We start from the raw sequence: 20,575 nt of genomic DNA on the forward strand, positions 1-20,575 counted from the left end.
TCAGACTATTTTTCACCGCCCAAGAAGCACAAAACCATCACATCAGGTCCGGTATGCGCTCCAATAATTGGTCCAACATAGCTGACAGCTATATTCTTTAGTGCAAATCTTTGCTCAACCATAGATGCAAGGATACCTGCATCATCAATGCAGTCTCCATGGCCGATGAAGATCGTCTGTTTCTCCGGGCTAACACAGAATTTTTCCATATGGTCGGCAAGCTCTACTAGAGACTTACGGCGTCCTCGTACTTTCCCTCTCAGGATGAGATGACCATCTTTATCAACATGAAGAATTGGTTTCACTGAAAGCATGGTGCCGACGATAGCTGCTGAAGTACTTAATCTGCCGCCCCGTTTTAAGTAATTCAAGTCATTCACCGTAAACCAATGACACAGGTGATCACGATTTTGCACTACCCAATCCTTCAGTTCGTCTATATCTAAACCTTCATGCTTTTTTAGCGCGGCGTGGTACACAAGCATACCCTGTCCTACGCTGGCGCAACGTGAGTCAACGCAGTATATTTTTCGTTCAGGATACCTTTCCATCAACTCTTTTGCGGCTATTGCCGAGGATTGATAAGTACCACTCAACCCTGAAGAAAGCGATATGTAGAGGATATCCAGACCGCGTTTTAATACAGGTTCAAAATAGCTCAGGTACTCCAAACTGTTAACCAGCGATGTTTTGGCCATGATGCCGGAACGAAGCATCTGATAAAATCTGGAATATCCGAGCTCTCTGCCGTCAGGATAATGACGGTAGCTTTTACCGTCTATTTCAAAATACATAGGTAAAACAGAAATTCCATGGGTTTCAATCAACCCTGTTGGAAGGTCCGATGCGGTATCAGTGAAAATAATAAAATCATTTATCATAGTAAGCCCCCTGCGCCACGGCAGCCGTTTTTATGGCAAGCGCACGCCAGAATAAGTTCCCGAGACTTGAGGAAAGCGTCGGTCTCTTTCAACCGACGGCTTTTTGAGCCTTATCACCGCATTGCGCGCAACCGGTGCAGTTGTGTGATTCACCCCACAGCCTTTCCGCAGTCACAGCCCATTTTTCAGCCGTATCCACACACTTACCGCTCAATCTGTGCACGTCCTCTGGTTTGACGAAATCCGTCGAGGCCGCACCGGACGCCTCCACCATCGCCGTCAGTCTACCCGGATTGTCCAGAAGAGGGCAGGGCCGCAAGTGGTTGTCGTTAAAGGGCTGGTTCTTGTGGTACTGTGTGAACAGCGGAGACTGCAGCGCCTTAAGAAGCGTTTTTTCACGGATATTGGAGTCCGAATAATGGATGAACGCGCATGGCTCGATATCCCCGTTGGCGTTGATATGCAGATACCTGCGTCCGCCAGCGATGCAGCCCTGCACATATTCTCCATCGTTCCAGAAATCCATGGTGAACAGCGGCTTTGTCTGGCGGAAATGGCGGATCTGGCGATACATGAACTCGCGCTGCTCGGCGGTTACCATCAGATCGATCGCCGCACCCGCCCCCACCGGCATATAGGTGAAAAACCACGCAAATTTCACCCCTTTGTCGATCAAGAAATCGAAAAATTCTTCGCTGCCGATCGCCTCGGTGTTATATCGCGTATAGCAGAGAGAAGCGCCGAAGAGGAGTTTTTTTCGTTTAAGGACCTCCATAGCGCGGATAACCGCATGATAAGTGCCCCGGCCGCGGCGGAAATCCGTCGCGTCTTCAAAACCCTCAATGCTGATGGCGGGTATGAAATTCCTAACGCGTAGCATTTCGTCGGCAAACGTCTCATCAATCAGCGTGCCGTTCGTGAACGCAAGAAATTGGCAATCACTGTGCTTTTCACAAAGACGTATAATATCCGTTTTGCGGACAAGAGGCTCTCCGCCGGAATAGATGAAGAAATATACTCCCAGTTCCTTACCCTGCTGAATGATGCTATCAAGTGCTTCATAGCTCATGGACATCTTATTGCCGTACTCAGCCGCCCAGCAGCCTGTGCATTTGAGGTTACAGGCCGAGGTGGGGTCCATCAGGATGGCCCATGGTATGTTACAGCTGTACTTTTCCCGGTTTTTCTCCTGTATTGGCCATCCGATGAAGTTTTCATTCAATATGAAGTTATTGAAAAACGCCTTACGCACCCCGGGATCGACATCCGTCCACATACTGAGAATCAACCTATACCCGTTGTTGTCCTTATCTTCGATGATCTTGCGGACCGCCTTACGCTGCCCTTCCATTGCGTTATTTATAGCAAGGCGGTCTACCCAATCCATAAGTTTGGGAATATTTTTTTCAGGATTTGAATTTAAGTACGCATATGCCAGCTTCATCCCTGTAGAACCGATAATTTTGTTCATGATACCACACTCCTCCAATCAAATTTATCTATGGGAAAGTGTAGCATAGAGCATATTTTGAGTAATTAGACAAAAAAAACATGTGTAAAGATTCTTTACACATGCAGATGTCTGTCAATAGAGCACCCCCCCGCTTTGGGGTATATTAAATAATGTACTTGATTATGGAAGGGAGTTGTCGGTGTTGGAGTTGCAGCATAGGCTGATAAGGCGGACAATCAATATAGCGGTCAGCAAAGCTATGGAAGATATGAAAAGCAACACAAACCGCAGCATAAGGAATCTGATTGATTTGGGCCTGCTTTTTTCAACAAGTGAAAATCAGAAATGGTTTTTTAATGCCGCCAAGAAGGTCATTGCCAATCCAAAGAATCCTTATAATTCGCTGGTTAAAAGAATGATTTCGGATGTTAACAACGATACGATAAAAAAAGTCGGTCTGAATCTGGGATACAGCAGCCTGGTATATGGGGCCAACAAGCTGAAAAAAAAGCAGGATTATTTGGGGGTTCCTATTCCCTGGCTTCTGATTTTTGATATCTACGAATCCAATTCAGATTTTTTTCATCAGATGGAGCATTTCATAGGGGAAGGGCGGGAACTGGGCATTCACAGCTATATCGCTTGTCCGCACGAAAAGAATGATATACCAACCATATGTGAAATCGCCAAACGGTTTGATGAATGCCTGTTCATATTGAAAGTATCTCCCGGCTTAATTTCGGAGCAAACCGCCAAGTCTCTCGGCAAAATCCATAATATGATGATTTCCGTACAGATAATGGGTACGGATTTTAGCTGTGGAAGTGATAAAACCGCATTCCGGCTATTAAAACAGAACAACTGCTTATATGGTTTCCATGTAAATTATAACGAGGATACTATGAAGCAATTGACTACTCTGGAATATATCCACTCCGCGATCGGCCTCGGAAATCTGTTCGGTGTGTATATCGCCGAAAACGGCGTTTCGGATACGTGCAGGGACGCCGTATATACCTTTGCGTGCAATGTCAGGGGGGAAACCGGCCAGCCTTTGATTACGCTGGAATGGTTCCGGGATATGCGGGTTATCAGTGAAAAAATCCTCTCCGGCGATGGTTACATGGCGATTAACCTGGCGGAAAGGGTCTATTGTGAATATATCAAAGCAAAAGATGAGCTTACAAAATCGCTTCTTGGAATACTTCAGAACACACGGCCCTGTGCAAGCTTCTGATCATGTTTTATGACAATAAAAGTATGACCATAGAAAAGAAAAAAAACTTTATTATTAATTTCATCTACTTTGCCTTGATTATCGCTATTGTATTTATTGTGATAAAGTATGTACTTGGCTTATTGATGCCATTTATTATTGGTTTTATAGTAGCTTTGCTTTTGAAGCCGGTAATAAATTTTACATCGGAAAAATTCCATGTTCACAAAAAGGCTGTTGCGGTTGCCCTGATTCTGCTGTTCTATGGTGTGGCGGGCTTTTTTGTATCCTGGATCGGCATAAGGTTTCTTGCCGAGCTAAAAGATGGTATCATCAAGCTCCCAGAAATATATGCGCTGGATATTGAGCCTGCAATTAATGAAGTCTTTGATAATGCAGAAAGAATAACAGCCCAACTTGATCCTATGATGGTTCAGGCAATTCAAAATATGGCAGATTCTTTATCTCAATCTGTGGGATCGTTTATTTCCAGTATTTCCTCAAAGACGATTGGGTTGATAGCATCCTCGGCATCTTTTGTACCAGGGCTGTTCCTATCTATTATATTTGCGGTCATTTCATCCCTGTTTTTTGCTATGGATTACAATAAAATTACAGGGTATATTGCTAAGTTGTTTCCGTCTCAAAAACAAAACCTTTTAGCTGAGATAAAAGCTTTTGCCACCGGCATCGGCTTAAAGTATATCAAAGCTTATGCGATTTTAATGGCCGTAACATTTATTGAGCTTGCAGTGGGGCTCTCTATCTTGAAGGTGGTCGGGGCGATTACCATTGCCGCGCTGATTGCCGTTATCGACATACTGCCCGTGCTTGGCACGGGTGGCGTTGTCGTTCCATGGATCATTATTGAACTTATAAAAGGCAATATACCGCTTGCCATTGGGCTTGCGGTATTATACCTTATCATAATTATAGTCCGTAATATATTGGAACCCAAGTTGGTAGGAAAACAAATAGGGCTGCATCCTCTTGTCATGTTAATATGCATATATATCGGATTAAAGGTCTTCGGATTAATCGGAATACTCGCTCTGCCTGTCGCCGTAGTCATAATAAAACATCTTTATGATAATGATTTTTTCAAGCAATAGCTGATAAAAACAGAATAAGTTTTGGATAATGTCTGGATTAAAAGGAAGAGAAGGGACGAACACAGATAGCATTCAATTTTGTGAGGCTATAATCATATGTATAACGAAATATTTGATATTGGTTTCATATCAATACACGGCTACGGGCTAATGATAGGGATCGGCATCTTATGCGCTTTGATAACAGCGGGTAAACGGGCAAAAAAAAGAGGGCTTGATGCAGATTTTGTGTATAGTTTAGGAGTTGTAACCCTTATATTCGGATTTATTGGAGCAAAACTGCTTTATTGTTTAGTAGAAATAAATGCCTTTTTCAATGAACCTATGCGGATTGTATCCGGGAGCGGTTTCGTAGTATATGGAGGCATAATTGGCGGCATATTAGCAGCAATGATGTATTGTAGATCAAAAAGAGTTAATTTCTTTCAATACTTTGATTTAACAGTGCCATCCGTAGTACTGGCACAAGGATTTGGTCGAATTGGTTGTTTTCTTGCCGGATGCTGCTATGGACGTGAAACAGATTCGGTCATTGGTATAGTTTTTCACAATTCATCTTTTGCACCTAATGGAGTTAAACTTATACCAACCCAGTTGTTTTCAAGTGCAGGAGACTTCTTGATCGCGATAGTATTGTTATTTTATGCTCAAAAAGACCGGAGAACGGGGAAGGTAGGGTCTTTATACCTCATTCTTTATAGTGTGGGAAGATTCATAATAGAATTCTTTAGAAACGATTACAGGGGTAGCGTCGGAATTCTGTCAACATCTCAGTTGATATCTGTAATAATTTTGGCAATTGGCATAGTGATGTTTTCTAGGAAAGAATTGCCTTGGGCTAACAAAGAGTGAATGTTCAGCGCATTTTTCAGCTTTACGGGTTTCAGGCTTATTAACTATTCTCCGAGCCCATTTCTCGTATATTTTTAACAGCCAAAGCAAACAGCGCCCTTATGGTTTGAAAAACAAACTTCCTTGTCTCATCGTCAATACCTCTGATTGCGCCAAGTACGGCAACAGCCTTTTGGGGCCAATCTCCGGTCAGATCATAAAATGTTTTGGCATTTGTTGCTTGGATAATCTGAAAAAGAGTATTGACAAACAACTCCCGTTTTTGGTCGTCAAAGGAGTTAATCCATTGGTTTAGCGTCCCGTTCATAAAAAGCGCGCTTTTTTTAACCGATTGAACATATTGAAAATCACTGCCGTCAATTAGCCACGAAAAAGAATCATGCTGCATAAACCAGATGCGATTGCTTTTCACCACGGAATAATGTTCCTGATTCTGCAATAGCATTCCGATTATGGATGACTGAGGCAAGGTTTTATTGATTCGGTCTTTTATAGTTAAATACTCGTGGCATTGAAAAACTTCATCCCTGAATCCGGGTCCATCATGGCTAAAGACATGCGTGATCCTATTTTGAATGGGCTGGTAGCATTTTATGGAGGAATAGACCGCAATATTTCCTCCTTTCGAGTGTCCGCCAATTTTTAATTGGCATGAAATTCTATCGGCAACGGCATTCAGGTAGGCGACGCCTTCTTCCTGCGAGGGAATAGGGCTGATGAATGCCATGTTAAAATCCTCTTTCCATCCAATAAAGGTTGAATCGGTTCCGCGATAAGCGATATAGGCTGAACAGTCGTCCAGCAAAAACGTAATGGCTGAGAACTGCTTCTCAGTCTTGTTGTCTATTTTATTGACATAAAAAGCCATTTTCAAGTCACGAAACCTTGAACTGTTCGCCAGCGCAAAGAATAGATGCCGGTTGTTTTTACTGTTCCATGTATCACGAAACAGCATATCCAGGTTTTCCTTGCTTGCTATTTCTTTTATGCTTACCGGCGTCGCGGTATCAAATAAACCGGGTACGAACTTATCAAAACGCAGATACGCCAATTGGGATAAAACCAGGCTGTCAGCCGCGTTGAATTTTCTATTTTTAAAAGTATCACTTTCTTCTATTGCGTAATCAATAATGTTTTTCATACTACCTGCTCCAATTTCAGTTTGGGAATGCTTTACAGGCAGTGCAGCTTTCACATTGCTAAAATCTGATTACTGACAAATAAAAAATAATGGGCTGCCATATAATCATTCCGGTTTGGTCGGATTTTCCGTGGCGATCCCTTCGCTTTGGCTTTCCAGTTCACAAAGAATGCTTCCGTCAAATAAGCTGCGCATTTTCATTACATACTCTGCCGGATCATCTTTCATGCCATTGTCGGCCCACCGCACAATCAGACCGACAAAAGCAGTGGAAATAAATTCGACAATAAATCCCCATTTTTCTTCTTCAAATTCTGTGTTTTTGATGCTCTCTATTACAGATATCGAAATATCGCGGATGTAATCATGCAGATATTCCTGAAAAGAATTTTGCCCGGTTGTGTTAAGAGCGTTGATATAAAACGTCTTATTTTGCCGCATATAATTGCACAAATCTGTCAGGCCATCCATCCAATGCTCCACTTTGTTATAGGAATTCATAAAACAGGCGGTCTCCGTATAATAAATCCAATTCATAAGATCATACTTATCTTTGAAATGATAATAAAATGCTTGCCTTGTTAGTCCGCAGTTATCCACAATATCGCTGACGCAAATCTTATTAAAAGCGGTCTTTGCCATTAGCCCTTTCAATGAATTGGCAAGGGCTAGTTTCGTTATATTCGAATCAGACATTTAAGCTGAGCCCCCTCCCAAAGTAATCCGAGAATTCATCTTATGCTGTATCCGTCTGACGTAATTCACTATTGCTGTTTTCGGTTTGCTTTTTCCTGTCACTACGCTTTTTTAAAACAACGATGTTTATAAACATCTGTTGCACGATTTGATAAATATTCCCAATGATCCAATACAGGCCCAGCCCGGCAGGAACTGTAAAAGTAATTACGCCACTCATGATGGGTGAAATTAAGGCTAAGTTATTTTGTATGGACGCCTGCATCCGATCTGCGTTTGTTTTCGGCGTATCCTTCATGGAATATTTTACTGAAATATAGGATGTGAGGGCCGACAGCAACGGAATTAACAGCAGAAGGTAGCTATGTATGCTTGTACCGCTGTTGATATAATTGCTGGGATTCCAGGCGGGCACTGCTCCAAGATTGATCCCTAAAAAATTCATATTGAGTAAATCTTCCGGTTGCAGCAAATGAGATACCGCCTGAAGCTTTTCTGAGTGGTCACTAAAATAAGCAATAATACTCAGGTCTTTCATGTTCGCAATCTTTTCGGCACCCTGCGGTATCAGTTCATAGAGCCGCGCTATGATTTCAGGAGATTTCCCAGTCATGTATTTCAAAGGCTGGGAAATAACGTAATATAAAGAAAACAAAATTGGTATCTGGATCAGCAGGGGAAGGCAGCCGCCGGTCGGATTCACCTTATTTTCCTGATAGAGTTTCATCAGCTCCGTACTCTGCTTTTCCTTGTCGTCTTTATATTTCTTTTGAATTTCCTGCATCTGTGGCTGAAGCTGACCAATTTTTGAGGTCGATTGCACCTGCTTTATGGTCAGGGGAAGCATAAGTGATTTTATTCCTACCGTTAAAAATATGACTGCGATCCCATAATTCTGAAACGCAATGTTATCATATATATATTTCAAGATGGCTCCCATCGGGATTGCTATAAAATCTAACATACTTTTTGATCCTTTCTAAGGAAGGTGCATTAACGGCACAATAGGCTTTGCAACCTACGCACATTTTTTCTTTCTCCAAAATTGAAAGTTTCCATAAATGCACAATATTTATCTATCGCGGCCACAATGTATGCTTCCTTATATTTGGGCGGTGTTACTGTCAAAGGCCACATGTGTTTTCGGATGATATCCTGTTCCGCTTTGTTTAAATGGAAATATTTATTCGCATTCTGCAAAGCGACTTGAGGATGCGTAAGGCCATGTAGCCCATTGTACGGTTTTTCAAGATGCCAGTCGTACAGAAAAAAATCGTGAAGCAATCCTCCTCTGGCCGCCGAACGATAATCAAGCCCCATCCGCCTGCAAACAAGATAGCTGCTGTACGACACATAAAGGCTATGCTTTAAACAATTGATGTCGCTGTGTTGGATATAATTTCCCATCGACCGGACCATTTCATGGTTGATCAGCCCGCTTACACAGTCCAGGTATTCCGCATCAGCGAAGGAATCCGGTTCCAGTCTTAATTTTGAAATGATCCAGCCGTTCATTTAATATTGCCCCTTTTATGCGTTATTTTCAGCTTCTTGACCTGATCATGGAAATCACCAGTACCAAAACAATAATAGCCGCCGATGCCAAACCTACTTTTAAGACGGTAATATTGAAAAAATACATTTCGCTGCTTCTATCCGCACTAAGGCCGGAGCTTATCAGGACTCCGGCGATGATAATGCTTACGGCAAGCAAAATCAGGCTGAAGGATATCCTATTGAAGATTCGTTCCAGCCGCCTTTGAAGCTTATCCATCTCTTTCATCTCAAACTGAACGGCAAAGTCTGTATCTGCCGCTTTATGCAGAAGGTTTTGCATCGCGGCCGGGAATTCGCTCAACAGATTCCAATAATCTAATAAGTTCTTTTTTATTCCGCTTCCCATTCTCTCGATTGAAAGCGACTGATAACGCAGCTTTTTAGCGATAGGTTCCGCAATAACAAGGGAGTTAATATCCGGGGCTAATTTTTCCAACAGTCCTTGAAGAGTTGTCAATGTTTTGGAAAGCAAAGCAAATTCACGGGGTGTTTTTACATGGTTCAAAAACGCAATATGGAAGATTTCCTGGATCAGCTTATCAATTTTCATCTCGTTCATAGGCATCGTAAGGTACTTTTCGATCAGCGCATCAACGCCTTTTTCAAAGCTTTTGACATTGCTTCGAGCAGTTGCGGCCTCCATAGCAAAAATGGAGTTGACCACCATTCGACTGTCTTTGAAGGCAACCCCGATAAAAAAATTTGAAATCGCTCTTTTCCGGGATTCGTTGAAGCAACCTACCATCCCCAAATCAAGAAATATGATGGTGCCGTCCGGCATGACCTGAATATTACCCGGATGCGGGTCCGCATGAAAAAAACCGTCTCTGAGTATTTGATTACATATGGAGGCGGCAAGCCTCTCGGCGATCTTTCTTCGATTAATGCCCGCCAGATCCAAGGCGGCAGTATCGCTGATCTTGATACCTTCAAAATACTCCATGGTGAGAACCCGCTTTGTTGTATATATCCACTTCACTTTTGGGACTGTTACGCCTTCGTCCCGGCTGAGATTAAGCCTGAAGGTATCCGCGTTTTCACCTTCTTTGGTAAAATCCAGTTCATTTTTAAGCGTGTTTTCAAAATCCGCCACCATACCGCTAAAATCATAAATCTCCCCGTATTTTGTGTGATGGTCGAGAAAATGCGCCATATCTTTTAAAATGTTTAAGTCCAGATCTATGAGTTTTTCTATCTCCGGCCTCTGAACCTTTACGGCCACCTGCTTTCCCGAAATCAGTCTGGCGCGATGGACTTGGGATATGGATGCCGCGGCCACAGGCTCCTCGTCAAATTCTTTAAAGAGATTTCCCAGCGTGTCATTAAATTCCGTTTCAATGAGCGTCTTGACCTCAGAAAAAGGAAACGGTTGCACCGAGTCTTGCAGCCTTTTAAGCTCTTCAATAATATCAGCCGGTAAAATATCCCGTCGTATGCTTAAAATTTGTCCCAGTTTAACAAACGTCGGACCCAATTCTTCCAAGGCCATCTTCAGCCTTTTTCCTGCTGAAGCTCCGGCCGTGTCAGGTGCAGTTCCGACGTCTAAAATTCTATTTTTGGACCTTAAAGAATAAGGGAGCCTAAGTCGCTTTACAAGCAATCCAAAACCATGTTTTGTAAAAACAGCAATAATTTCTTTATATCTTCTGGCACGAACGCGCCTGTAATTCATCATATCAACTCTATCCCGCGATTCCGCACTATATTTAAGCAGAGGGGAAAGGAGGCGCTTCTATCGTTTCATCACATAGCAAAAGCATATTCAGATTGATTTGCTCTCTTTCCTGAGCCTGCTACTTTTCCGGCACTCTGAACATTATCCCCTTTACTTGGTGCCCTCGCTTTTGAAAAATCCTTGTTCCCGGAGTACTTGCTGCATTTGTTCTCTGACAATTTCTCTGATTTCATCTTTTGTAACAAGGTCTTCTTTTCTCGCCACATTTACATGATCCAGAGCCTTGGTGACCTCACCCTGAATCAGCTTTTTCAGTTCTTCTCTCTGTTCTTCGCTTCTTTGCATAAGCTCGCTCGCAAACTGCCGGGCGTCTTTTTTGGCCACCTCGCCTCTGCCGACCAGTTCCTCAACCACTTCTTCCACCTTTTCCTGTGAATACAAGAAAAGCCCTAATCCTAAGTTGATTGTCTTTTCAAATGCGTTTGACATAATACACACTCCCTCTTAATTTAATAGGCTCTCTGCCAAATTTAAGGATTCAAAGGCGCTGTCCCGGTCGGAACCGAGTATTATTTGAATAGATGTTCCGAGTAAAGCTCCAAGAACTAATTTAGCTACCGTTTGGGGAGAATATCCAAGATATTTTTTATTGATTTTCGTGTGGGTCAATAGGTTTCTTTCAATAACCTCCGTCAGCTCAGTAAATAAGCTGTCCAGTTGTTCTCTAAAAGATGGAATCCATAAAGCCTGTGCTATAAAATCAATAAAAAGTTTCAAAAGTTTTGGTTTATCCCTGATCAGTTCCTTAAAGAACCTCACGAGGGACGCGAGCTTTTCTTTCTCACCCGTGACAGATTCTAAATTTCCTTCTATTTCATGTAAATATTGGAGTGTCATCATATTGATAACTTCAATGAATAATTTTTCTTTATTCTTATAGTAGTATGTCAGTTGGCTTAACGCGACTCCGGCTTCCTCGGCAATATTACGCATGGATACATTGGCATAGCCTCTTGTAGAAAGACATTCAAAGGCCGTTATAAGGATTTTCTCAGAGGGATTTGTTTTATCAGTCTTTTGTTGCATGTGGCACCTCCAAAATATTGGTCGTACGTACGTATTATTTTATCATAATTTTTTTGCCCATGTCAAGTAATCCGGCATTGATAATAGATGTAGTACAGGGAGGAGGCGTACCTCTTTGACATAACGCTGACGCAAATGATTGATAAAGTTTCTCTAAAAAAAAAGATCGCCCGGCAATACCGTTTTTAGGTATTGTCGATCGGTCTTTTTGGTATCGCACTATATTTAGAGTTCCGCCCTTAGCGGGTATTTTGAAATCTATTTCGCTTTTCTGCTATGGGTATTGCGCCTAATGCAATCGCATCATAATTTGCTTTATCTTTACAGAAGTCAGGTATACTTTCTTTTTCCGCCATAGAAGAATAGTTTCCGGCACCCACAATAATGTGATCTAAGACTTTGATCTCCAAAGGATGGAAAATATCTACAATTCTTTGGGTCAACGCTTTATCTTCCGGGGAAAAGTTCCGGGAGCCTCCGGGATGGTTATGGGCCAGAATGACCGCATTGCAATCACAGGCCAAGGCGTATTTTAAGATTTCCCTCGGATACACGGCTGTCTGGCCAATACTCCCTTCCGACATGGTTTTTATTTCGATTGCGTTATTGCTCCTGTCTAAAAAAGCGACCATAAATCGTTCTTTATCCTTCATCCCGCTTAAGAGGGCGTAAAAATACTGGCCTGCCGCGGTTGAGGAATTGAAGGTAATTTTTTCATTGCTCTCATAGATTTTCAAAAGGTTGTAGGAGGCAATGAACTCGTTGAGCAGTCCGATCTTTTCGAGCTGCTTTTCATTTGGTTCCATAATGCGGGGATGCTCCAAGATGTTAAAGGGGTTGTTTTGTTTTACATACCGCTGAAGCTTTTTGTAGGGCAGACCCGTTAAGGTTGTCAGCCCTTTTAGAAATTTCTCGGTATGCCGTGTGTCTGGCCTCATATTATATCCGCCCCCTTTTGTTGTCCAATATCTCAATCAGGGCTTGTATACTTCGCAGCTTCCCGGAAGTCTCAGGGGCTAAGTCCGCTGATTCAAGATGCCGAAAAAAATTTCTGATTCCCATGCGCTGAAAGCATTTCTGAATTTTTTCTTTGGCATCCCCGTCCAAGTCAAGCAATTCAGCCAGTAAATCCGCGCACTTTCTATATTCCAACTCCCTTAACGCTTCTAAATTCATTCTTTTTTCCACCTTTCAAATTTAGCACTAATAAAAAGCACGGTGACGTGAAAGCCAAGTAATCGGCTATCACGTCTCCGTTATCTTTTGGGTGACCGTCAGCAACTTTTTAATCAGCCACATCCTTACCATGCCGCCGTGTAATTAGAGAAGTACAGCAGGGGGTCAACCCTGGTGCCGCCGACATAAACCTCAAAGTGCAAATGCGGACCTGTGGACAATCCCGTGCTGCCCACGAAGCCGATGGTCTGGCCTTGCGTCACCGTCTGCCCGACACCGGCGCTCATTTGGCTCATGTGGGCGTAAAGGGTCATATTGCCGTTGCCGTGGTCGATGATGAGATAGTTTCCGTAGCCGCCCGCGTCGTAAGCGGCGGTTGTGACCACGCCGTCCGCAGCAGCCAATATTGCCGTTTCGTATCTCGCCCCGATGTCAATGCCGCTGTGGGTTTTGTAGACGCCCAGGATGGGATGCAACCTGGTGCCAAAAAAGGAAGTTACATAATCGCTGGCGGCGCTGGGCCAGATATAAAAGCCCTCCGCAATAACCTCCGTTCCGTCCCCCAGGTGTCGGAAACCCGTGATCAGGGCTATAAAATACTGGTCATAGTCGCCGCCCAGAAGATCCTCCAGTACTTCCCTCTGGTCGTCGTTAAAGCCGTAGATTTCCGCCTGCTCCCCTGCGGTTCGCTGGGTGATGACGATATGCAAAATGCGCTCGTACCATGTTTCCCCGTCGCTGTCTGTGTGCGCCACGGTTTCTATCCAGTGGTCAATTTCCGTCATATCCCAAAACACTTCCCGGATGAGGTCAACACGGGTCTGGTCGATGGTGACGACATCCATGCCGTCTTCGGTCAGGGCGGTTTTAACGGCAAACACGGCCAGAATGTCTATCCAGATATTGCCCCGGCTGCCTCCGGTGCCGACGTATTGAACATCCAGCGTGTCCCAGGTGTTGTCGTTCTTGATGTCTTCTATCCGCTGGTTGTATTCCTCGTTCACTTCCTGTATCACCACGGAGACGGGCGTTACCCCCGCGTCCTGGTTCTCGTCGGAAAAGAGCAGGCCAAAGGGAGACGAGAACAGGGCGGCCACAGCGATAATAATCAGGAACAGGGCAAGAACAGCCCCGCCTGAGCCTATAAGGGCAATCAGTCCTTTAGTCAGCACGGCGGCGGCTTTGACGGTTAGTTTTGCCATATGAATCGTAAATTTGGCTGTGGCCCTTGCCGTCTGCGTCGCTCGTTGCGCCGCTTTAGCGGTGGTCCGCGCGGTTTGGGCGGCGGCTTTCGCCGCTGTCTGAGAGGTTTTTATACCGGCCTTGGCGGTTTGTCCGGCGGTCTTGACCGATTTTGGCGCCGTTTTAATGGTGCCCTTGGCAGTTTGCTTTACGGTTTTACTGCCGGGCCGGGCAGATTGCCGGACGGTGCGGCCAGTGCCGCCGATGCCGGTTGGGGCGGTATGCCGTGTCATATTTCCGCCTGATCTGAACACGGGACTTGGAATGGCCTGGGGGGTGGTTTTGGTTTCCGCCGCCTGGATTTCTCTGTCTTGGGTAAACCGCGCCTTTGCCCGGCTCTGAACAAACCGCCGTTTTGCCAATTCGTTGGGCTTGGCCAGGGTATATTTTCGTTTACCTCTTTCCGTCACTTTGAATGGGACAGCTTTTCGCCGGGCCGATGGCTTGGCCTGCGGGGGAGATTGGGACTGTGCAGGTGCTTTTCCGGCCTTGTGCGAGGCAGCTTGCTTTCCTTGAGGGGAAACGGCGCTTCGGCGCGTTGGGGGACGCCCGGTTTCGGAAGGGGAGGAGGTCTGCTCCGTAGCATGGCCGTCGGCAGCATCGGCGTGATGGCTGTCCGAGGGAGAATTGCGGCGTTCCTTGATTTTTTGAACCGCCTTTTGGCACTGACGCCCTATCGTGTGAACAGCTTCATTGCCGACCGTTTCCGCGCTTTCCTTTACCTTGTCTTCGGCATGCGCCACATAGCTGTCGTCTTCCGGCCGCTGCGTCCGCTCGGCCTGATCTCTGGTGCGGATAAAAGCATTTTTTGCCCTGCGGGTTACATCAAGGCTTTTGTCCAGCGCCTTAATGTCCTTGACGGTGGCTTTGGTTTTGATGTCTTTCAACGCGCCCAACCTCCTTCCAGGGTTTACTGACTACCGCGCCTTTGCAAAAATATGGGGCGCGGTGCGTTCCAAGCTCCGGCAATATTCGGGATAGCGCAGCCGGATGGCTTCAAAAAAATAGGGGGCAAAGCCGCAGTCAAACAGCTCGTAAGGTGTGGAACGGGTTTCTTTTCCTTCCTCCGTCCAGCCGTTCCACAGGTTGAAGGCTAGGCGGCACAAGCGGCGGGTTCCGCCCGTCTGCCACGGAGCCGCAAGGCCCTCCGATTTGATGCCGCCCTCCTCGAAATCAAAGAGGGTATGGATATTGCGTCTCGTTTCCGCGCAGATGCCCGTTGCGTAAAAAAACGCCTGGTGGTAGACGTCGTTATTGCGGGTTTTGGTCAGCATTTGATTATAAAAAGTCTTATGTTCCTTCTCTGCAAATCGGCTGATTTCCATTGTGTTTTCCTCCTAACGTCGAAAAATGAACGGCTGGCCGGAAAATTACGGCCAGCCGTTGGTGTTTGGCTGCCTAATTCAGCTCTGGGCCTGTTCGCCCGGCTTGGTGGTCATCAGGTTGTAGAGCTTGGTGTTGCGCGGGAATTGGTCGGTGAAGGGCACCAGGGAACTACCCACCTTGATCAGGCCGTTGCCTGCGTCAACGTTGGTGATATAGCTGAGTTGCAGGTCGGAGATATTCAAGAGCTTGGCCAGCTCCATTCTGTCCGTGGAAGCCTGGTTGAGCATGACAATGAATTCGCTGTTGGCCAGCATGGTCCGGGCCGTGTGGCTCTGCAAAAGATCGTCCACGTTCTGGGTGATCCCCGTACAAAACGCGCCGTACTTCCTGACCCGCTTCCAGAGGGTGAACAGAAAGTTGGCGCTGTACTCATGCTGAAACAGCAAGTAGATTTCATCAATAATAATGAAGGTGTTTTTGCCTTTGGCCCGGTTTTGGGTGATGCGGTTTAAAATGCTGTCCAATACGACCAGCATCCCGATGGGCAGCAACTGCTTGCCCAAATCCAGAATATCGTAGCAGACCAGGCGGCTGGTCACGTCCACGTTGGTGGCTTTGGCAAAGGTGTTCAGGCTGCCGGAGGTAAAAAGCTCAATGGCCAAAGCGATTTCCTGCGCTTCCGGCTCCGCTTGCTTCAGTAACTCGGCATGGAAGTCCTGCAAGGTGGGCGTTTTTCCCTTGAAATTGCTTTGCAGGTATTTTCGGTAGATATTGGCGGTGCAGCGGTCGATCAGGGATTTCTGCTTCGCGCCCAGATTCTGGCCACCGATGAGCTGCTCGCACAGGGACAGGACGAACTCCGATTTCAGGATGACCGGGTTTGCGCCGTCGCCATAATCCTTGCTCATATCCATTGCGTTGATGTGGTTTTTCGAGGTCGCGGAAATATGAATAATCTCGCCGCCCATTGCTTTGACAAGGGAGGAATACTCCCTTTCCGGGTCGATCAGGATGATGTCGTCGTCACCGGCCAGCATCTGGTTAACGATTTCCCGCTTGGCCGTGAAGGATTTGCCGGAGCCGGAGACACCCAATATGAAGGAATTGCCGTTCAGCAATAATTTCCGGTTGGCGATAATCATATTTTTGCTGATCACGTTCTGCCCGTAGTAAATGCCGCCGTTATGGGTGATTTCTTGCGCCCGGAAAGGGATGAACACCGCCGTGCTTTCGGTGGTTAGGGTCCGGATGGCGTGAATTTTGCGCAGGCCGTAGGGTAGCACCGTGTTCAGGCCGTCCATCTGTTGCCAGGTCAGGGGGGAGAATTGGCACAGGTGTTTTCTGGCCGTGGTCAGCAGGGTTTCCGTGTCGCTGTCAAGCTGCTCCTTGCTGTCCGCCACATGCACCATTGTAAGGACGGCGAACATCATGCGCTGGTCGCGGGTGGTCAGGTCGTCCAGAAATTCTTTGCTCTCTTTCCTTTGCTGTTCCATATCGTAGGGCACCACGGCGGAAAAGTTGTTGTTTTGGTTCTGCCGCCGCTGCCAGTTGGTGATGTTGGTCTCCACGCCCAGCAGCCGGTTTTCCACCTCCCGCACAGCCTCGTCGGTGGGGATGGGGATGATGTCCAGAGACAGCATCATGCTGCGGTTCAGGTCGCATAATTCGGCTACCATGCTGTCCTTGATGAAGCTGGCGTACTCCCGCAGGAAAATGACGCGCCCGAACCTGCTGCCCATGCGAAAATAATCGCGTTCAAACTCCAGGGTGTCGGGGCAGATGTAGTCTTTGAAATCATGCCCCTTGCGCATGGTTTCGGACAGGTCGAAACGGAAAAACGTTTCCTCACCGGCCCGGAAAAAGTCGTGCAGGATTCTCATGCGGTCGGTGGCGTCCAGCTCCACGCATTTGGAGCCCAGGTGGGAAAAATGGGTGATGAGGTCGGTATCAATGCGGGAAAAGTAGTTCCGCGCTTCCTCAATGTTCTTTTTTGCCACCGACACGGTGACGTATTTGTCCTGCACGATGCTGTTCGCGCCGGTGGCCTTCTCTAAAAGCATCCGGTTGTATTCCCGGCGGTAGGTGTCCAGCCCGTCCTCCCGGAGGGGGATCAGAATGGAGTTTTCAAAGTCCGTCTTGTTCAGGCGGCGGTTGTTGATGGTGATCTTGGTGGTTGCCCCGCTGTCAAAGGAATTCAAAAGCTCCGAATAGGAGAGAAACATGGCTTCCTTGTCCTCCTTGGAGGCCACGGCGTAATTGATGTCCGCAAAGCGAAAGGTCCGGGAAAACTTGTTTCCTACCTGGAAAATCCCCTCCGGCCAGATGGCGCGGATGGGGATGGCCTGCTGCACACCTTTGGGGACGGCAAACCTTTCCTTGTCCTGCTTCATGATTTTTTGCAGGGTTTTAATCATGGTGTTTCCATGCCTCCTTTTCGCGTTTTTCCAGGACGGGCTTCAGGGCTTCGTAATAGATGTTGGTCGGATGAAAAGTCAGGCGCTTGGGCAGGAGAAACTCCGACTTGACGTAGGCCCACAAAAACTGCTCCGCCGTCATGCCGTGGTATTGAATAAAGCCGAGGGCGGCAAAGGGGGCGGCCCCCAAAATGCACATCCAGCTTACGGTTTCCGTGCCGAAGAAGCTGCGCAGGCCGAAGTAGATGCCGATGGCCACGATGACGGCCAGAACAGAAAAAATGAACTGCCGCATGGACAGTCCAAAAAACAAGCTCTCGGTATAGTCCCGGATTTCCCGGTTGATCTTGACTTCCAAATATCATCACCTCCACAAAAAAATAGCGCCTCTTTCACGAAGCGCCAGTACAACAATTGCCTTATCGTTCCTGCTGTTTTTTCCTGTTTCGTTCTTTCTCCTTAATTACCTTGACTACCAAAGCGTCAACCTTGCGGTTTTGCGCCATAAATTCCTCATCCTGAGTGAGGGGGATACCGTTTTTCAAGGCTTCCTCCCCAAGTTTGCGCAGTTTTTCCTGCTCTTTTTCCAGCCTGTCATTGAGAGACGCCTTTTTCATGGCCGAAGTCTTCTTTGCCTGATTTTAAGCCGGATAAAAATAAGATGTTCCTTATCACTCACAATGCAGTTTGATATGCTTGTATCCCGTGAAACAACCAATTTTTGTTTCATCTTTATGTCATACTCCTTTCAATTTTACTGCGATAATCGCATTAAAACCATTGCATCCTCACCTAAAATTGATGGGAAGAACAGTGAGGTGCGAAGGTTATGAAACCACGAAAGAACCCGCCCGGCAACAAAAACATGATCGGTGCCAAGGTTGTTGCCCTTCGGAAGGCAAGGAAAATAAAACAGAAGGATTTTCTGGCGAAATTGCAAACCGTGGGCTTGGACATCAGCCCGACGAGTCTTTCCCGCCTGGAAGGACAGTACCGTCTGGTCCAGGATTATGAGATCGTTGCCATTGCGAAAGCCTTGGATATTTCTGTTGAAGAATTGTTAGGGAAAAAACGGAATAATTGAAAGCGCAGGATAGGCCAAAATAATCCATCTTCATCTTCCTGTTGATGCTCCCGTTAAACTTCCAAGTTCGAGGTCGCTTCGATTTTTCGGTCTTATTTGTATATTTGTGCCGCGTGATATAATGGAAATATACGGTTTATGTGGAAAGGAGTGACCATTATGGCAGCCGCGGCCCTCATTTCTCTTTGCCTTACAGTAGGACTGCTCATTCTTTCTTTCACCTTCAAAGCGGCAGGAAAGCTCCGGCTGACGATTCCCGTCCTTTGCTTCCTGCTTTTCGGCACCGTGCTGAACAAGTGGGCGGTGGAACATGAGACTTTGGCGTACATCATCCTGTTCTCATTGCTCGGCCTGGCCGTGTTGAGCTGGATTGTGTCTCTGATAAAGGCGATACGGCGCAAACGGGACGAGAAATACATGGAAGATGATGTCGTGTGGCAGATCCGCCGGGCCAGAGAGATGGGCGTACCTCTTGACAAGGTTCAGTTTAACGAACAGGGGGATTTGCTTGACCCAAGAACGGGGGAGCCTGTTGTTTATGGAGAGGGCGTTCCGTTCAAGGATATGTGAGGATACCGGATTTTCATGTCCGGTATCCTTTTTATAATTCTGCCATTATCATCGCGCCCCGGTATCCCGGCTCGGAGCTTTCGGCTGGTGTTCGCGTACCGTCCTGCCGTCTGACGGCTTGATAAAGTCCAGCCGTCCAGCCGCGTAGATGGCGTTATCGGTAAGCTGCCGCTGCCACGCGTCTTGTGACGGGGCCCATTTGAATCCGCTGGCTTTGAGAAGCGCACGTTGGTTATCGTTCGGCCTTTCATCAAAGAAAAGCTGCAAACGGTTCATTTCAGTATTCGCTTCGGCGCGGCCGCCGTTAAATTCCCAGCCCTCAAAACCGCGTGACGCTTCGGCAAGGCTTTGTTGCAGCCGTTTGATTTTGCTGTTGTTGTTCGTAAGGTCGTAAGTGGAAAAGGGCTGCTTTTCCCACGAATAGCGCGTGGCTGCGATTTTCTCGTCCAGCTTTTTTGCCTGCGCTTCAGTAATACCGGGCGCTCCCATGCAAGTGCCGGTCTTGCGCCAATAGGCGTTGACCTCTTTCATAGTGGTTTGCGATTCCACACATTTATTTAATTCTTCGGTCAGCTTTTCCGCAGACAGCGGTTCATTGCTCGGTTTTGTTCTTTCGTATGACATTGTGATTTCCTCCGTTCATTCATAATGAGGTGGTTGCGGCTTACCGCTCCGGGTCGGATTTTTTCTTGGCCGACCTGTTTTGCGCTTTGGCGTGTGACTCCATATAATTTTTAACGCCGTCCGGGTCAAACTCTTTAAGGCGTTCCATGTCAAAAGCGATTTTCAAATACTCGTTAAATCCCGAATATCCTTTTTCCGGCAGAAGTGTTCCCAACTGGTTTTTCAAAATAAAATCCAGCAGGCCTTCGTTTTCACCGAATGTCTTAACATAAGCCTCATTTGGTTTTAGCTTGTTTCCAAGATTTACGGTCAGGTCAGTAAATGATTCAAACTGTCCACTATTTTTCCACCACAATCCGATATAGAGATTGCCGTTCATTTGATAGGATTGAACCTCTATTGCCAGTTTGATAGGATTCTTCCTATACTTCCAATGGAATTGCAATGTTTTTATATCCAATTTTTAATCC

General features: G+C 46.2%; 23 protein-coding genes. 5 read left to right on the top strand and 18 right to left on the bottom strand.

All coding sequences use genetic code 11. The annotated features are described in order from the left end of the window. Nucleotides 1-5: 5 nt before the first annotated feature. Nucleotides 6-881 carry a DegV family protein gene (locus CEQ75_RS15505; protein WP_089611996.1) on the bottom strand — a complete coding sequence of 292 codons (876 nt, stop codon included), beginning with the start codon at nt 879-881 and terminating at the stop codon, nt 6-8. A gap of 88 nt (nt 882-969) precedes the next feature. After that, nucleotides 970-2,352, bottom strand: coding sequence for a radical SAM protein (locus CEQ75_RS15510; RefSeq protein WP_089611997.1), 1,383 nt, complete (start codon nt 2,350-2,352; stop codon nt 970-972). A gap of 241 nt (nt 2,353-2,593) precedes the next feature. Here CEQ75_RS15510 and CEQ75_RS15515 point away from each other — a divergent pair, with 241 nt between their 5' ends. The 3 genes from CEQ75_RS15515 (at nt 2,594) to CEQ75_RS15525 (ending at nt 5,514) form a co-directional block, all read left to right on the top strand. Beyond that, nucleotides 2,594-3,571 carry a hypothetical protein gene (locus CEQ75_RS15515; RefSeq protein ID WP_157677503.1) on the top strand — a complete coding sequence of 326 codons (978 nt, stop codon included), beginning with the start codon at nt 2,594-2,596 and terminating at the stop codon, nt 3,569-3,571. A 23-nt stretch (nt 3,572-3,594) separates the two neighbouring features. Beyond that, a complete protein-coding gene (gene ytvI / locus CEQ75_RS15520) occupies nt 3,595-4,662 on the top strand; it encodes a sporulation integral membrane protein YtvI (protein ID WP_089612671.1) in 1,068 nt (355 codons plus the stop codon). A 96-nt stretch (nt 4,663-4,758) separates the two neighbouring features. Further along, the gene (locus tag CEQ75_RS15525) at nt 4,759-5,514 is read left to right on the top strand and encodes a prolipoprotein diacylglyceryl transferase (RefSeq protein ID WP_089611999.1); all 756 of its coding nucleotides are present in this window, start codon (nt 4,759-4,761) and stop codon (nt 5,512-5,514) included. A gap of 40 nt (nt 5,515-5,554) precedes the next feature. On the opposite strand, the gene CEQ75_RS15530 is transcribed toward CEQ75_RS15525, so the two are convergent. From CEQ75_RS15530 to CEQ75_RS15595, 14 genes are all read right to left on the bottom strand, one after another. Then, entirely contained in the window at nt 5,555-6,655 is a 1,101-nt protein-coding gene (locus CEQ75_RS15530; protein ID WP_089612000.1) for an Mbeg1-like protein, read from the bottom strand. Between the two features lie 105 nt (nt 6,656-6,760). Next, nucleotides 6,761-7,351, bottom strand: coding sequence for a dihydroxyacetone kinase transcriptional activator DhaS (dhaS, locus tag CEQ75_RS15535; RefSeq protein WP_089612001.1), 591 nt, complete (start codon nt 7,349-7,351; stop codon nt 6,761-6,763). Nucleotides 7,352-7,391: 40 nt separating this feature from the next. Continuing rightward, nucleotides 7,392-8,315, bottom strand: a complete 924-nt coding sequence (locus CEQ75_RS15540) for a YidC/Oxa1 family membrane protein insertase (protein ID WP_089612002.1) — start codon at nt 8,313-8,315, stop codon at nt 7,392-7,394. Nucleotides 8,316-8,344: 29 nt separating this feature from the next. Then, complete coding sequence (locus CEQ75_RS15545; RefSeq protein WP_089612003.1) at nt 8,345-8,866, bottom strand: HD domain-containing protein; 522 nt, start codon at nt 8,864-8,866, stop codon at nt 8,345-8,347. 28 nt (nt 8,867-8,894) lie between these two features. Beyond that, nucleotides 8,895-10,583: an ABC1 kinase family protein gene (locus CEQ75_RS15550; RefSeq protein WP_089612004.1), complete on the bottom strand. Its 1,689-nt coding sequence runs from the start codon at nt 10,581-10,583 to the stop codon at nt 8,895-8,897. Nucleotides 10,584-10,733: 150 nt separating this feature from the next. After that, the gene (locus CEQ75_RS15555) at nt 10,734-11,072 is read right to left on the bottom strand and encodes a phasin-related domain-containing protein (RefSeq protein ID WP_089612005.1); all 339 of its coding nucleotides are present in this window, start codon (nt 11,070-11,072) and stop codon (nt 10,734-10,736) included. Between the two features lie 15 nt (nt 11,073-11,087). Next, complete coding sequence (locus tag CEQ75_RS15560; RefSeq protein ID WP_089612006.1) at nt 11,088-11,669, bottom strand: TetR/AcrR family transcriptional regulator; 582 nt, start codon at nt 11,667-11,669, stop codon at nt 11,088-11,090. Between the two features lie 239 nt (nt 11,670-11,908). Further along, on the bottom strand, nt 11,909-12,607 hold the full coding sequence (locus tag CEQ75_RS15565; RefSeq protein ID WP_089612007.1) for a JAB domain-containing protein: 699 nt from the start codon (nt 12,605-12,607) through the stop codon (nt 11,909-11,911). A 1-nt stretch (nt 12,608) separates the two neighbouring features. After that, nucleotides 12,609-12,845 carry a hypothetical protein gene (locus CEQ75_RS15570; protein WP_089612008.1) on the bottom strand — a complete coding sequence of 79 codons (237 nt, stop codon included), beginning with the start codon at nt 12,843-12,845 and terminating at the stop codon, nt 12,609-12,611. 125 nt (nt 12,846-12,970) lie between these two features. After that, nucleotides 12,971-14,974: a M23 family metallopeptidase gene (locus CEQ75_RS15575; RefSeq protein WP_089612009.1), complete on the bottom strand. Its 2,004-nt coding sequence runs from the start codon at nt 14,972-14,974 to the stop codon at nt 12,971-12,973. A 30-nt stretch (nt 14,975-15,004) separates the two neighbouring features. Next, nucleotides 15,005-15,412, bottom strand: coding sequence for a DUF6075 family protein (locus CEQ75_RS15580; protein ID WP_089612010.1), 408 nt, complete (start codon nt 15,410-15,412; stop codon nt 15,005-15,007). 78 nt (nt 15,413-15,490) lie between these two features. Beyond that, the gene (locus CEQ75_RS15585) at nt 15,491-17,827 is read right to left on the bottom strand and encodes a VirB4-like conjugal transfer ATPase, CD1110 family (RefSeq protein ID WP_089612011.1); all 2,337 of its coding nucleotides are present in this window, start codon (nt 17,825-17,827) and stop codon (nt 15,491-15,493) included. Further along, nucleotides 17,820-18,185 carry a PrgI family protein gene (locus CEQ75_RS15590; protein ID WP_089612012.1) on the bottom strand — a complete coding sequence of 122 codons (366 nt, stop codon included), beginning with the start codon at nt 18,183-18,185 and terminating at the stop codon, nt 17,820-17,822. Before CEQ75_RS15590 ends, CEQ75_RS15585 begins: the two co-directional genes overlap by 8 nt. 61 nt (nt 18,186-18,246) lie before the next feature. After that, nucleotides 18,247-18,444: a hypothetical protein gene (locus CEQ75_RS15595; protein ID WP_089612013.1), complete on the bottom strand. Its 198-nt coding sequence runs from the start codon at nt 18,442-18,444 to the stop codon at nt 18,247-18,249. Between the two features lie 212 nt (nt 18,445-18,656). On the opposite strand from CEQ75_RS15595, the gene CEQ75_RS15600 reads away from it, so the two are divergent. Together CEQ75_RS15600 and CEQ75_RS15605 are read left to right on the top strand one after the other, a co-directional pair. Further along, on the top strand, nt 18,657-18,911 hold the full coding sequence (locus tag CEQ75_RS15600; protein ID WP_089612014.1) for a helix-turn-helix domain-containing protein: 255 nt from the start codon (nt 18,657-18,659) through the stop codon (nt 18,909-18,911). Nucleotides 18,912-19,070: 159 nt separating this feature from the next. Then, nucleotides 19,071-19,481, top strand: a complete 411-nt coding sequence (locus CEQ75_RS15605) for a hypothetical protein (RefSeq protein ID WP_198306564.1) — start codon at nt 19,071-19,073, stop codon at nt 19,479-19,481. Nucleotides 19,482-19,529: 48 nt separating this feature from the next. Here CEQ75_RS15605 and CEQ75_RS15610 read toward each other — a convergent pair whose 3' ends face one another. Both CEQ75_RS15610 and CEQ75_RS15615 read right to left on the bottom strand, forming a co-directional pair. After that, nucleotides 19,530-20,105: a hypothetical protein gene (locus tag CEQ75_RS15610; protein ID WP_089612015.1), complete on the bottom strand. Its 576-nt coding sequence runs from the start codon at nt 20,103-20,105 to the stop codon at nt 19,530-19,532. Between the two features lie 40 nt (nt 20,106-20,145). After that, nucleotides 20,146-20,565 (bottom strand): DUF4313 domain-containing protein, encoded by a 420-nt coding sequence (locus tag CEQ75_RS15615; protein ID WP_089612016.1) that lies wholly within the window; start codon nt 20,563-20,565, stop codon nt 20,146-20,148. Nucleotides 20,566-20,575: the final 10 nt, after the last annotated feature.

Source organism: Dehalobacterium formicoaceticum (assembly GCF_002224645.1).
In the GTDB taxonomy this organism is placed as follows: Bacteria; Bacillota; Dehalobacteriia; order Dehalobacteriales; family Dehalobacteriaceae; genus Dehalobacterium; species Dehalobacterium formicoaceticum.

What these genes read in the sequence shown, in the direction of transcription:
- CEQ75_RS15545 (WP_089612003.1), bottom strand. Translation starts at nt 8,866, where the DNA reads ATGAACGGCTGGATCATTTCAAAATTAAGACTGGAACCGGATTCCTTC.
- dhaS (WP_089612001.1), bottom strand. Translation starts at nt 7,351, where the DNA reads ATGTCTGATTCGAATATAACGAAACTAGCCCTTGCCAATTCATTGAAA.
- CEQ75_RS15565 (WP_089612007.1), bottom strand. Translation starts at nt 12,607, where the DNA reads ATGAGGCCAGACACACGGCATACCGAGAAATTTCTAAAAGGGCTGACA.
- CEQ75_RS15610 (WP_089612015.1), bottom strand. Translation starts at nt 20,105, where the DNA reads ATGTCATACGAAAGAACAAAACCGAGCAATGAACCGCTGTCTGCGGAA.
- CEQ75_RS15515 (WP_157677503.1), top strand. Translation starts at nt 2,594, where the DNA reads ATGGAAGATATGAAAAGCAACACAAACCGCAGCATAAGGAATCTGATT.
- CEQ75_RS15540 (WP_089612002.1), bottom strand. Translation starts at nt 8,315, where the DNA reads ATGTTAGATTTTATAGCAATCCCGATGGGAGCCATCTTGAAATATATA.
- CEQ75_RS15550 (WP_089612004.1), bottom strand. Translation starts at nt 10,583, where the DNA reads ATGATGAATTACAGGCGCGTTCGTGCCAGAAGATATAAAGAAATTATT.
- CEQ75_RS15505 (WP_089611996.1), bottom strand. Translation starts at nt 881, where the DNA reads ATGATAAATGATTTTATTATTTTCACTGATACCGCATCGGACCTTCCA.
- CEQ75_RS15525 (WP_089611999.1), top strand. Translation starts at nt 4,759, where the DNA reads ATGTATAACGAAATATTTGATATTGGTTTCATATCAATACACGGCTAC.
- CEQ75_RS15585 (WP_089612011.1), bottom strand. Translation starts at nt 17,827, where the DNA reads ATGATTAAAACCCTGCAAAAAATCATGAAGCAGGACAAGGAAAGGTTT.
- CEQ75_RS15570 (WP_089612008.1), bottom strand. Translation starts at nt 12,845, where the DNA reads ATGAATTTAGAAGCGTTAAGGGAGTTGGAATATAGAAAGTGCGCGGAT.
- ytvI (WP_089612671.1), top strand. Translation starts at nt 3,595, where the DNA reads ATGACCATAGAAAAGAAAAAAAACTTTATTATTAATTTCATCTACTTT.
- CEQ75_RS15580 (WP_089612010.1), bottom strand. Translation starts at nt 15,412, where the DNA reads ATGGAAATCAGCCGATTTGCAGAGAAGGAACATAAGACTTTTTATAAT.
- CEQ75_RS15605 (WP_198306564.1), top strand. Translation starts at nt 19,071, where the DNA reads ATGGCAGCCGCGGCCCTCATTTCTCTTTGCCTTACAGTAGGACTGCTC.
- CEQ75_RS15530 (WP_089612000.1), bottom strand. Translation starts at nt 6,655, where the DNA reads ATGAAAAACATTATTGATTACGCAATAGAAGAAAGTGATACTTTTAAA.
- CEQ75_RS15595 (WP_089612013.1), bottom strand. Translation starts at nt 18,444, where the DNA reads ATGAAAAAGGCGTCTCTCAATGACAGGCTGGAAAAAGAGCAGGAAAAA.
- CEQ75_RS15560 (WP_089612006.1), bottom strand. Translation starts at nt 11,669, where the DNA reads ATGCAACAAAAGACTGATAAAACAAATCCCTCTGAGAAAATCCTTATA.
- CEQ75_RS15555 (WP_089612005.1), bottom strand. Translation starts at nt 11,072, where the DNA reads ATGTCAAACGCATTTGAAAAGACAATCAACTTAGGATTAGGGCTTTTC.
- CEQ75_RS15510 (WP_089611997.1), bottom strand. Translation starts at nt 2,352, where the DNA reads ATGAACAAAATTATCGGTTCTACAGGGATGAAGCTGGCATATGCGTAC.
- CEQ75_RS15600 (WP_089612014.1), top strand. Translation starts at nt 18,657, where the DNA reads ATGAAACCACGAAAGAACCCGCCCGGCAACAAAAACATGATCGGTGCC.